Below are 12,155 nucleotides of genomic sequence, written 5' to 3' on the forward strand. Positions count from 1 at the left end.
ACATGATTAGCATCTTATCAAACACCCAAAAAAAGGAGGCAGTTCGAGTTCTTGTTGTTGAAGACGAATATATTCTTGCCCTCAACTTACAAGAAAATTTAGAGTCTCTGGGATACACTGTTTTAGATATCGCTGATACAGGAGAAGCCGCAATTGAAAAAGCAACTGAATTACGCCCAAACTTGATTTTAATGGATATCAGATTACGCGGTGAGATGGACGGCATCCAAGCATCGGAGCGAATCTGGCAGAATTTGCAAATTCCCGTTATCTACTTCACAGGGCACTCTGATAAAAGTACTGTAGAGCGGGCAACACTCACATCACCCTTTGGATATATTCTCAAACCCATCAAGGAGCAAGAACTCTACGTTGCCATTCAAACAGCACTTAATCGCTACGATCGCGAACAATTTTTGAGTTCCGTACTTCGAGGAATGGGTGACGGAGTAATTGTAGTGGATACTCAATTGCATATTAAGTACATCAATCAGGTAGCTGAAGCCCTGACAGGATGGCGATGGAATGAAGCTAAAGACAAGATGTTAACTGAAGTGATGAAACTCATTGACGAACAAACTCAACTGACCGTAGAAAATCCAATTATCACAGCTCTCCAGCAAGAAACTATTATCTATCTAGGCAGTCGCGTCCTATTAATTTCCAAAGACGGCACAACTATTCCAGTAGCCGATAGCGCTACTCCCCTAAGAGATAACAAAGGTGTAATTACAGGAGCCGTACTAGTTTTCCGGGATGACACGCAACGACGGCTAACTGAAGAACGAAATCTTGCAACTGAACGTACCCAACAACTAGAAATTCAAGTGGCAGAACTCCAACGCCTAAACCAATTGAAAGAGGATTTTCTGGCAACCACTTCTCATGAGATGCGAACGCCTTTGTCAAACATCAAAATGGCAATATCGGTGTTAGAAAATATTCTTGATCGGCAGGGTATTTTAAATTTAAAACCACCTTCTCCATCTGAATCTGTAGCCCGCTACTTAACTATCCTGCGCGATCAGTGCGAACAAGAGCTAGATTTAGTAGACGATTTACTGCATATGCGAATGATTGATGCAGATGTCTATCCATTAGAATTAACTTCAATTCGACTCCAAAACTGGCTTTCTCATGTTATTGAAGGTTTTGAGGCGCGTATTCGAGCTAAACAACAGATATTGCAAGTTACCATTTCTCCAGATTTACCAGCTTTAGTTTCAGACTTGGCTAGCCTGACTGAAATTATCTCAGAGTTACTCAATAATGCTTGTAAATGCAGCCCTAATCATGAAAAGATTACGGTAACTGCCGAGTTCATCTCCCCAACAAAAAGTCTCGTAAATGATGATGCTGAATCTGGTGTATCAAATAATTTTCAAGTTCCCTATTTTCAAATCACAATTGGTAATTCTGGCGTTGAAATACCCATAAAAGAACAATCTCGAATCTTTGACCCGTTCTACCAGATTTCTAGAAGTGAGACACAAGAACAATCTCAAAGATTTGACCAGTTTTACGAGATTAATCAAAGCGATCGCTGGCAAAATAACGGCACAGGATTAGGTTTAGCATTAGTGAAGAAATTAGTAGAATATCTCCAAGGCACAATTGAAGTTAACAGTTCTCAAGGCTGGACAACCTTCACAGTTCAACTGCCCTTAAGCCTGTCACAGTAAAAAGAAGAGCAACCCAAAAATTTTACTATCTTGCAAATGCAAATACAAGACCAAAAAAGTGTCTAGTACGCCACGGCAAAAATAGAGCAACCATTTAAAATCCCTAAAGAGCTTATTCCATAATATTTTTAACTTTTGACTTTCACCTTGCGGTACTAGCTTTGATGCGGAGTATGGGAACGAGATGACATCATACCAATACCACTAAAATTATGAAACAGATGTAAACCCTAAAAGGCTAGCTCTAAGTTTTTTAAAATTGCGAATTGCGAATTGCGAATTGCGAATTGCTATCACCTAACGCTGAGGTTGCTCAATAGGAATTTCGATCACAAACTCTGCTCCTTGCTCAACAGAAGAAGTGCAGGTAATATTTCCTTGGTGTTTTTGGACAATAATCTGATAGCTAATAGATAATCCTAGCCCACTACCTTTACCCACAGGTTTTGTAGTAAAAAATGGGTCAAACAAACGCGATCGCAACGACTCTTCTATACCAGGGCCATTATCTGCGATCGCAATTTTGACCATATTCAAGTCTGTCACCTCTGTATGAATCCGAATTTGAGGAGTAGAGAGGAGCCGATACGGTCTTCTCCCTTCGTGTAGTATCTCTAAGAGTTGGGGAGACGCCAAGGGCGATAGCGTAGCGTTACCAAGTTCGTTTACCCCTTCAGGGAAGCAAGCTACGTCGGGCGTCCCGTAGAGAGCGTCTGAGATTTCCTCAAGTGGCGTTAAGGGGTAGCGAGTAGGAGATTGATTCCCCACTCCCTCTTCTATTGCATCAATAGCATTATTCAACAGATGCATAAATACTTGGTTTAATTCACTCGCATAACAAGTGACTAGAGGTAAGTTACCATAATCTTTCACTACAACAATTGCGGGACGGTCTGCTGTTTCCCTGAGTCGATGTTGTAACATCACCAAAGTGTTTTCAATATCTTCATGGATATTTACCCGCTTCATCTCTGCTTCATCATGCCGAGAAAAGTGTTGTAGCGCTAGTACAATTTCTCGAATGCGATCAGATCCTCGATACATTGCACTTATCAGGTTTTGCAGATCCGTAATCAGAAAATTCAGGTCTATATCTTTGGCTATTTGCTGAACTTTTGATGTGGGTTTAGGATATTCCTGTTGATAGACCTCAATCAGATTCACTAGGTCTTGCACATATTGACCGGCATATTGGAGATTTCCATAAATAAAACTGATAGGATTATTAATTTCATGAGCAAGCCCAGCCACTAGTTGCCCCAGTGCCACCATTTTTTCGTTCTGAATTTGTTTAACTTGAGAGGCTTGCAAGTTGTCAAGAGCCTGTTGGAGTAAAAAGTTTTTTTCTTGCAGTTTAACTTGCAGCAAACGTAAATTAATCTGATTTTCAATTCGCAATACAACCTCTGCGCCATGAAAAGGTTTTGCAATATAATCTACACCACCAACATCAAAGGCTTTTACCTTATCTACAACATCATCTAGGGCGCTAATAAAAATGACTGGGACATCACTTGTTTTATCGTCAGCTTTCAGCTGTTGACAGACTTGGTAGCCATCCATATCTGGCATATTGATATCCAGCAAAATCACATCTGGTAAAACCATTTGACACGCAGTCAGTGCCATTTTACCATTTAAGGCTTTGCGAACTTCAAAACCTTGTGCAGTCAACATCGCCGATAAGAGCCGCAAATTATCTGGGGTATCATCGACCACTAAAATATTTCTTTTATGATGGTTAGTTTGATTGAAATGCATTATTTATAAAAAGCTATGTTTGTAACAATTGAGAATAGTAAATGTTTATTTGAAGTAATCCTGAAAATTTTTATCAACTTCACCTAACTATTTATATTTCTAGTCTAACTCCCACAGTGCTTGGAGAGTTTTACAGACTACCACAGGTATTAGCATATTAGGAACTGTGCGAACTTGATAGCCCGCTTACAGCAGTATAGTAGATAATACGCACAGATTATCTAGCCGAGCGTCAACAATGGAATTTTTCTCAAGTGCTATTTGATAGCTACCATTGAGGTGATGTGGCAAGTAACTTAAGAACCAATTCTTCTTCTATGGGTTTAGAAAATAGATATCCTTGAGCAAAATTACAGTTTAAAGTTCTCAATTGGGCTAACTGTTCTTGTGTTTCGACACCTTCAGCGATCGCACTCATTCCCATTGAGTTAGCAATGCTAATCATTGCTGGTACTAGCCCCATATTCTCTTTATTTTCCTGCATACGTTTAACGAAAGATTTATCAATTTTGAGCGCATTCAAAGGAAAACTATGCAGGTAACTCAAGGAGGAATATCCTGTACCAAAGTCATCCATAATTAACTTGATTTTGCGCTGTTTTAATTCTTGAAGAATTATTTTAATCGCATTCGTATTTTCCATAATTACACTTTCTGTAATTTCTAATTCTAAATAAGCAGAGTTTATTTTAGTTTCATAAATTATTCGGTCAATTTGCTCTACCAAATTAGGCTGTGAAAATAACCTAGCACTCAAATTGACGCTGATAGTTAGAGGTTCTGGTGTTACTAGATGATGTTGCCAGATGCTCAGTTGATGGCAAGCTGACCGTAATACCCAAGTATTGATAGGATTAATCAAACCTGTTTCTTCTGCCACAGGGATAAATTCAATAGGAGAAACTAGACCGCGATTCGGATGTTGCCAGCGCACCAAGGCTTCAAATCCAGAAATTCTGCCTGTAGTTAGAGAAACAATTGGCTGATAGTAAACAAGGAATTCTTGCCTTTCAACAGCCCTTCGGAGGTCATTTTCTAAATCTAAAAGCTGAATAGCTTCCTGATGCATGGTGGGATTAAAAACGTGATATTTGGCTCTTCCTTCAGCTTTAGCCCGATACATTGCCGTATCAGCATCCCGCAATAAATACTCTGGGCGCTCGTAATTTTTATTGCCCCAACTAATACCAATACTGGCATTCATAAATACTTCATATCTTGACAGTTTGAAAGCCAGCGATAGCTGTTGCAAAATCCTTTCAGCAACTTGGATTGCTATATTTATATCTGTAATATTTTCTAGAAGAATTCCAAATTCATCACCACCCAATCGTGCTAAAGTATGAATAGGTAACAGACATGCTTGCAGACGGCGAGCGATGGCTATTAGCAATTCATCTCCCACTAGATGACCAAGGGAATCATTGACAACTTTGAAGCGATCGCAGTCCAAAAATAGGAGAGCAAACTGATAATTAGATTCTTGCTTGGCCCGATTGAGAGCATTTTCTAGCTGCCTGATAAACAAAACTCGGTTTGGTAATCCAGTTAGTGAATCATGCAGTGCTATATTTAAAAGTTTACTTTGTAATTTTTGGCGGTAATTGATTTCTTTTTGGAGCTTTTGTAGAGTGTTTTCTAGCTCCCCAGTTCGCTCTTTTACCCGATGTTCTAGTTCGACATTTAGTTTCAATATTTCTAATCGCGCCGACCTCAATGCCAGTTGATTTTGCACTCGTACCAAAACTTCTTGAAACTCAAAAGGCTTGGTGATGTAATCGACACCACCCATTTTAAAGGCTTTAACTTTGTCAAAAACATCATCTAAAGCGCTAATAAAAATCACCGGAATATCGGCTGTTAGCTCCCAAGCTTTAAAGGTCTGACAAATTTCATAGCCATCTACTTCTGGCATCATAATATCAAGTAGAATCAAATCCGGTAACAGTGTTTGAGTTGCTGTCAGTGCCATTTGCCAGTTCAAGGCTTTACGAACGTTATACCCTTCCCTTGTCAATATCGAGGATAAAACCCGGAGGTTATCCGCCATATCGTCAACGATCAAAATATCTTTTTTATTAGGGTCTAAGTGCTCGTGATTCATTCTACGTTTGTTTTAGTCAATTCCATGATTTTCTCAAACTGGTAGTTATTTGCTAAATCCCTGAGAACTTTGAAAACTTGACCATTATCTGATGGAATTTGCTTGAGTAACTCTAAAATCAGTTCATCGCTACAGCTAGCTGCGGCATAGTAAATATGTTGTAGCCAATCAGGTGACATTTGTGATAAGCGGCTCAGGAGTTCGGCAGCACTGACAAATATCTGTGTAGGTTGATCGACAACCATTGTATTAGTAGTTTCTACTTCGTTGGTATACTTTACACCTAGATGTTGGCTCAGTTTTTCCAATAATACTTCTTGTGTGAATGGCTTGCGAATAAAATCATCGCAGCCAATGGATAAAATTTTCTGGCGTTCTTCCTCAAAGGCGCTAGCAGTTAGGGCAATAATGATTGTGTGTGTATTGGAGCCACCCTGCCCTACCTCGGAGAAGTCACAAGGGGGAGCCAGAGCTATTGGCGTTCGATTGGCGGACGCACCAGAAGCATCATTTACCCTGACACCAGCTGTTTCTGGTGTGGGAGACGCTGGGCCTAGCTGGCTTTTGAATATAGGTACAACTTCGAGAACTTCGCAGTCGCCTGAATCGGGGAAGCCTTGTGCAAGGTACTGATTACTCGATGGCAACAGCTGTTTCAATCTTGGGTAGGACTTACGCAACGTATTGGCTGCCTCATGCCCCATTTGTTTAGCTTGAATTATTCTTGTCGCTTCGTAACCGTCCATGACAGGCATTCGCATATCCATAAAAATCAAATGTGGTTGCCAAGATTCCCAATTAGCAACTGCTTCACTACCATCTGTAGCTTCCCTGACTTCAAAACCAATAGATGTGAGAATCTTAACTAGCAATAGACGGCTTTCTTTGGAGTCGTCAACTACTAAGATGCGGTATGCTTTTTCAGTAGCTGCTAAAGCTATAATCTGGGATTTAATTTGGGTTGGCGAGATTTCTCTGGGACAAGTTAGAGCAATCTGAACATCAAAGGCAAATGTACTACCAACACCAGGCGTACTGCTGACAGTTATATCTCCTCCCATTAGTTGCACGTATTTGCGGCTAATCGCCAAACCCAGCCCTGTCCCTTGTTGGGATTTTCTGCCGATTTCAGTTTGCTCAAAAGCTTCAAACAACAAGTCAATTTCTTCTGGGGCAACACCGCAGCCCGTATCTTGTACCTCGAAGAAGAGATGAGGGGGATGAGGAAGATTTTGCTCTCCCTGTTCCCCAGTTCCCCAGCGATGCACTGAGCTTGTCGAAGTGTCCCCAGTCCCCAGTCTCACCCGTAGCGTCACCCTTCCAGTATTAGTAAATTTAATGGCATTTCCTAAAAGGTTGAGCAAGACTTGACACAGTTTATTTTCATCCGTTTCTATATACTTGGGAATGTTCTGTGCATATTCAAACACTAATTCTAAATTTTTAGATGCGGCACGCAAGTGCAACATCTCTTCTAAGTTCTTCAATACATGAATTAAGTCAAAGCTGCTGCTATTGAATGTGATTCTGCCAGCTTCGATTTTAGACATTTCTAGAATGTCGTTAATTAAGTTGAGTAGATGTTCGCCAGCACGATTAATAATTGACAAGTTTTCTTGATGTTCGCCAGATAGCGAATAATCTCGGCTCATGACTTGGGTAAAACCAAGAATGGCATTGAGTGGAGTACGCAGTTCGTGGCTCATGTTAGCAAGGAATTCGCTTTTGGCGAGGTTGGCGGCAGCGCTTCGTGCCGCCTCACGAACGGCGGCTTGTTGTTCTTGTGCGGCAATTTTTTGCGATTGAATCAGTTCTTGTTGGGTGATTTGCAGTTGTTCAATCGCTTGCTGGAACTCTTCAGTACGTTTTTTTACTTGAGCCTCTAGGGTGCGATTGTATTCTGCTAATAAATTCTCTGTTTGTTTGCGTTGGGTAATATCAAAAAATGTAGCGATCGCAAAAGCAAGTTTTCCTGATTCATCATAAATTGGCTTTCCCAAGACTTCAATGGGAATAATCTTGTCAAAATAGCGAATTTCCATATCGTCAATTCTGGCGCTTTCCCCAAGCAATGCTCTCAAAATCGGCAGGCGATCGCTGGGGTAAAGTTGATCTGTGCCAGCAAGGTAAGCTTGATATACCTCTGACAATTGTTCACCACTAACTTGGGCGATCGCTCCTTGTCCAAGAATTTGTTGCCCAATTTGATTTGTATAATAAGGTTCACCTTCAGCATCGATGATAAATACACCTACCGGCATGGCTTCTAAAAATTGAGTCAGCTGACTCTGACTGTGAGATAGCGCCTCATTTAAAACTTGCATTTGAGCATTCTTTGCTTCCAAACTACTAAAGGATGCTTGGAGTTGCTTTGCCATAGTTTCAAATGACTTGGCTAGTTCCCCCAGTTCATCGAAACGCTGAATTTCTGGTGTTTGCTCCCATTCCCCTTGAGCAATTTTCTTAGCTGATATATTTAATTGTAAAATCGGCTTAATTACCCACTCAGCAGTCAAAATCCCAATTTTTGTAGCCACTAAAAAAGCAATTATGCACAGCAAAATGGTGATGCGGGTGTTAGCGTTAATTTGTCCCATAAATTCGCTTTCGGGAATCACCGCCACGATTAGCCAATCTAAACCCAGCTCGTCCTTCCAACTTTTTAACTGCACAAAATAACGCATTCCATCGGCGGTAAAGTTTAGCTGTTGCTTCCCGTCCATGATCTCAAGACTGCCAAAGCGTTCGATCAACGACTGCGTTGTGAGTCGAATTAAAGAATTTTCACTATCTAATGCTGATCGACGTTGGATTTGACCATTAATAATTGTGTAAGGTGGCTCGGTAGTAGAAGAAGCCACTATTAACCCGGAACGCTCTAAAATAAAAGTTTTACCCAATTTTTTGGTGTTTAAGTTGGCTAAAAAGTTGCTGATTTGTGACAAGATCAAATCAACACTAATCACCCCAACAAGTTTCTGATTTTTATCATAAACAGGATAGCTGGAAGATATAGATAAAACTTCTGGTTTATCTTCCCATTGATAAATTTGGCTCCAAACTGGTTTGCCTGCCTTGACCGCATCTGTATACCATGCTTCTACACGAGGATCGTAATTTTTAACTTGCTGAAGCTGGCGGCGATTCCCTTTCCGGTCTGAATTGTAAACATAAAGTTTCCCGATACCATGCTTTTCGGTCACTTCATTAATTAAGAGCGTGCCATTATCTAAACGTTCAATACCGATAAATTCACCTTTGGGGTTGGCAAAGCTGTTGTAGCCAACATTGAAAACCCGCATTTGTTTCCAAAAGTAATTTCCGGTGGTTATAAAGTCCGAAAGGTTTAGCAAATCTAGCTCAATTGCATCTAAGTTGATTTGATTGATTTGCTTGGGGGTGGTTAAATAGCTATCAAGATGCTGTTCAATGCGATCGCAGATTTCATTTTCTAATTGATTAGCAAGCTCCTTTACCGCTTTTTGACCGTTTTGATACGAAAGATAGCCCACAAGTCCTACTGCCCCACAAATTTGCAATATAAAGGGCACAATCAGAACATATCTCAGGGGCATCTTGGCATAAACTCTGCCAACTAAGCGATTAATGGATTTGACGGACTGAAGTTTGGATAACATTGTTGTTTGCTTCTTCCCCAACATATACTAGGGGTATGCTTGCCATATCCGCTACACTTATTCTCAAGATGATTACTGTATGTGCTCGCTTTGACTACGACATACTTTTGCAAATCCAGGTATAAACAATTACTATGTACTTTATTTGTTTAAGTGTTTGAGTTCCTCCAACCTCGAATTTTCAAACTTTGTGCTCACACATTGATTTGCTCAGGTTTACCTGGCAATGTGTCAACAGATTTTATCAGTCAAACTGAAATTTAACTAATAAGTTACAGTATGCCATTCTAAATTTCAGGTCGCCATTAGCACCCAATCCTTAATTTAATTTTTAATTGCTGATGCTTTGATTTTCCCGTCTCCAAGCCTCTGAATTTGTACAAAAACTTATATTTAATAACAGCAATTTTAAACTTTTTATGCAAATACATAGTAAAAACAAAAAAAATCTAAAAAAATTTACTTTGGATTTTTTTATTTTAAATAAATGTTAATTTTATTATGGAAGTATGTCAATATCATCACCGATTTGTAATATTTTTCCAGCTGATGATGGGGGTAATTGAGTATTGACACTTAATCTGTAAAAATGATTAAAAGATGATGAAGCAACCCAATTTGGCAGAGTTGCTTGTCGCTGGGTAGCAAAGATTTTTTGGAAGTTTGCGTAAGCTTCCCCTAAATAAGAATCCCGTGTTGGGACTATACAACGCTGACATGGGTTAACCCCAAAAAAATCCACATCTCCCACTCGAAAGGAGACTAAATCACCTTGTTCACTAAATAGCCGATCTTCCCAAAATGCTGGTACACCATCAATCTCGATATTGGCACGCATCCGCCGGCGCATTTCATCTACACTTAAACCGGGAAACCAAGAAGCTACTTCTGCCAATGTTGCTGTACTAATCACTGTTGGACCAAGTGAGTGTGTATCGTCAGGAAAACCCATCAGAGAGTTTTGTCTTAATGTGACAGCAAACTCAAAAAAATCGCTCAAAGTTGCTTCTAATGCTTGCCGTTCTTCATCTAAATGAAAAATTTGGTGTGAGTCGCCGTCTGGCATTTGCAACGAGATAGTTCTATTTAAGATTGTAAATTGTGCCCTGAGCAAATGGATTTTCTGATGACGCTTGCCATTGACAAATTTACCCTGTCTGTCAAAAATGGCAAACTCGCGGTCATGCTGTAGTGCTCCACTGGCAAGAACTCTAGCGTTCTCAACTTCAACACCATCCAGTGACTTAACTGGATACAGTAAAATCTTGGCTAGGTAAGGCATCATAGTAATTTTGGATTTTAGATTTTGCGAAAAGTCTGAGCGCCTAAAATTGGAGCGGTTAAGTTTAGACAATCTCGCGCTATACCTGATGGAACAATAGACTTCTTGCAGAAGTGGGGAAAAGGGTAAGGGAGAAGGGGAAAGGGATGGAAAAGTTCATTTCCCTTTGCCCTTTTCCCCTTTCCCTATCTCTTGCAAAAGTTCCTTTTGCAAGAGACTCCATGAATTGCACTCACAAGGAGCAATGAAAATTTATTTTCCCTACTCCCTACTCCCCACTCAATACTTTTCGGATAAACCCAACAATCTCTTTTTTGGTCTGGGGGAAAGGTTAAAGGGTAAGGGGTAAAGGTAAATTCAAACCTTTTCCCTTTCCCCTTTCCCCCTTAACCGAAAAGTATTGACTCCCCACTCCCTATTTTCAGGGCAGGTCTAATGGTTAAACAGGCATACGTACTTGAGTGAGTATCTGGATGATACGTTATACTAACTGTGCAAAGATGCTGGATTTGGACACTTGCTTGAAGTGTAGCGTGTATTTTTAGAAAGTAAATAGTCGCAAAATAAGTCAAATTTGCCTAAATTGCCAAACTGAGGTAGACAAAAAAAGCTATTAGAACACATTCATTCATGTTTGTTTAAATTGCGGCTACGCAACCGATAGAAATGTGGCAGCCGCTCAAGATGCTTGGCGTTAGCGTAAAGCAGGTGTAGGCCTAAGGTTAAATATTGGTTTCCCTAAGACTCAAGAATTCTCTGGTTTTTTGAGCAAGCAAACACTCGCGTTACTTGTTAAACCAGGAGAACATCAATAATATTATTCATTATGGATATACTGGCGATTTATCTATTCCTCCAACATGATTTAAAGGCCAGAACCGAACTACAGCCCGTCCAATAATATTCTCGCGGGGTACAACACCCCAGCAGCGACCATCGTAGCTATTGTTACGATTATCGCCTAGTACTAAATATGAATCAGCTGGTATAGTCTGGGGTTTCGCTAAAAAAGGTGGCTGTGCCCCTGATTGACAAACATCAATGACTGTACTCTGACCAGAGCCGAGGTAATTAGATTCTGGGAGGGGTTTGTTGTCGACATAGACTTTGCCATCCCTAAGTTGTATTTTTTCTCCAGGTAAGCCAATTACACGTTTAATAAAAGCGTCCTGGTATTGTTCTTTTTGTAGCTCTTTTGTAGGTGAAAATACTACAATATCTCCCCGCTGTGGGTTAGCAAATTTATACTTCAACTTATCGACAATGATTTTGTCTGCCTCCCACTGGTTTGGCGTACCATGTAGAGTCGGTTCCATCGATCCAGAAGGAATCCAGCGTGCTTCAGCAACAAAGGTACGAATTCCCAAAGCTAAAACAATGCTCAGTACCACTGTTCTACCTAGCTCTGCGATCCAAGAATTATCGGGTTGTTGACTAGAGTTGTTATCAGACACTTGATTTTGCATGAAATTACTTAAGGGAAGGAAAAATGTAGGTATTTAACTCGCCTAGTGAGACTTTATTTATTAATCTTAACGGGAAAATTTTAATTTCCTACTCATGTTCTCATCTTGACTACCAATTTTAGATTGTGGATTTGACGGAGTGCTTCATAAATTAAAAATAAACTTTTTTTGTAACTGCCTAGCTAGTAGTAATAGAGGAAAGAAAAACAGAGACATCACCTT

General features: G+C 40.1%; 6 protein-coding genes. 1 reads left to right on the top strand and 5 read right to left on the bottom strand.

Annotated elements, in window-relative coordinates; translation table 11 throughout:
- The first annotated feature begins 2 nt into the window (after window positions 1–2).
- Window positions 3–1,682: a response regulator gene (locus VB740_RS26680; protein WP_323202871.1), complete on the top strand. Its 1,680-nt coding sequence runs from the start codon at window positions 3–5 to the stop codon at window positions 1,680–1,682.
- A gap of 297 nt (window positions 1,683–1,979) precedes the next feature.
- On the opposite strand, the gene VB740_RS26685 is transcribed toward VB740_RS26680, so the two are convergent.
- The 5 genes from VB740_RS26685 to lepB form a co-directional block, all read right to left on the bottom strand.
- Entirely contained in the window at window positions 1,980–3,443 is a 1,464-nt protein-coding gene (locus tag VB740_RS26685; protein WP_323202872.1) for a response regulator, read from the bottom strand.
- A 268-nt stretch (window positions 3,444–3,711) separates the two neighbouring features.
- The gene (locus tag VB740_RS26690; RefSeq protein WP_323202873.1) at window positions 3,712–5,547 is read right to left on the bottom strand and encodes an EAL domain-containing protein; all 1,836 of its coding nucleotides are present in this window, start codon (window positions 5,545–5,547) and stop codon (window positions 3,712–3,714) included.
- Complete coding sequence (locus VB740_RS26695) at window positions 5,544–9,185, bottom strand: ATP-binding protein (protein ID WP_323202874.1); 3,642 nt, start codon at window positions 9,183–9,185, stop codon at window positions 5,544–5,546. The genes VB740_RS26690 and VB740_RS26695 overlap by 4 nt, the downstream gene beginning before the upstream one ends.
- Window positions 9,186–9,684: 499 nt before the next feature.
- Window positions 9,685–10,467: an MOSC domain-containing protein gene (locus VB740_RS26700; protein ID WP_323202876.1), complete on the bottom strand. Its 783-nt coding sequence runs from the start codon at window positions 10,465–10,467 to the stop codon at window positions 9,685–9,687.
- A gap of 824 nt (window positions 10,468–11,291) precedes the next feature.
- On the bottom strand, window positions 11,292–11,933 hold the full coding sequence (lepB, locus tag VB740_RS26705; protein WP_323202875.1) for a signal peptidase I: 642 nt from the start codon (window positions 11,931–11,933) through the stop codon (window positions 11,292–11,294).
- Window positions 11,934–12,155 lie beyond the last annotated feature (222 nt).

It is taken from the genome of Nostoc sp. UHCC 0251, from assembly GCF_034932245.1.
Lineage (GTDB): Bacteria > Cyanobacteriota > Cyanobacteriia > Cyanobacteriales > Nostocaceae > Nostoc.

What these genes read in the sequence shown, in the direction of transcription:
- VB740_RS26685 (WP_323202872.1), bottom strand. Translation starts at nt 3,443, where the DNA reads ATGCATTTCAATCAAACTAACCATCATAAAAGAAATATTTTAGTGGTC.
- lepB (WP_323202875.1), bottom strand. Translation starts at nt 11,933, where the DNA reads ATGCAAAATCAAGTGTCTGATAACAACTCTAGTCAACAACCCGATAAT.
- VB740_RS26700 (WP_323202876.1), bottom strand. Translation starts at nt 10,467, where the DNA reads ATGCCTTACCTAGCCAAGATTTTACTGTATCCAGTTAAGTCACTGGAT.
- VB740_RS26695 (WP_323202874.1), bottom strand. Translation starts at nt 9,185, where the DNA reads ATGTTATCCAAACTTCAGTCCGTCAAATCCATTAATCGCTTAGTTGGC.
- VB740_RS26680 (WP_323202871.1), top strand. Translation starts at nt 3, where the DNA reads ATGATTAGCATCTTATCAAACACCCAAAAAAAGGAGGCAGTTCGAGTT.
- VB740_RS26690 (WP_323202873.1), bottom strand. Translation starts at nt 5,547, where the DNA reads ATGAATCACGAGCACTTAGACCCTAATAAAAAAGATATTTTGATCGTT.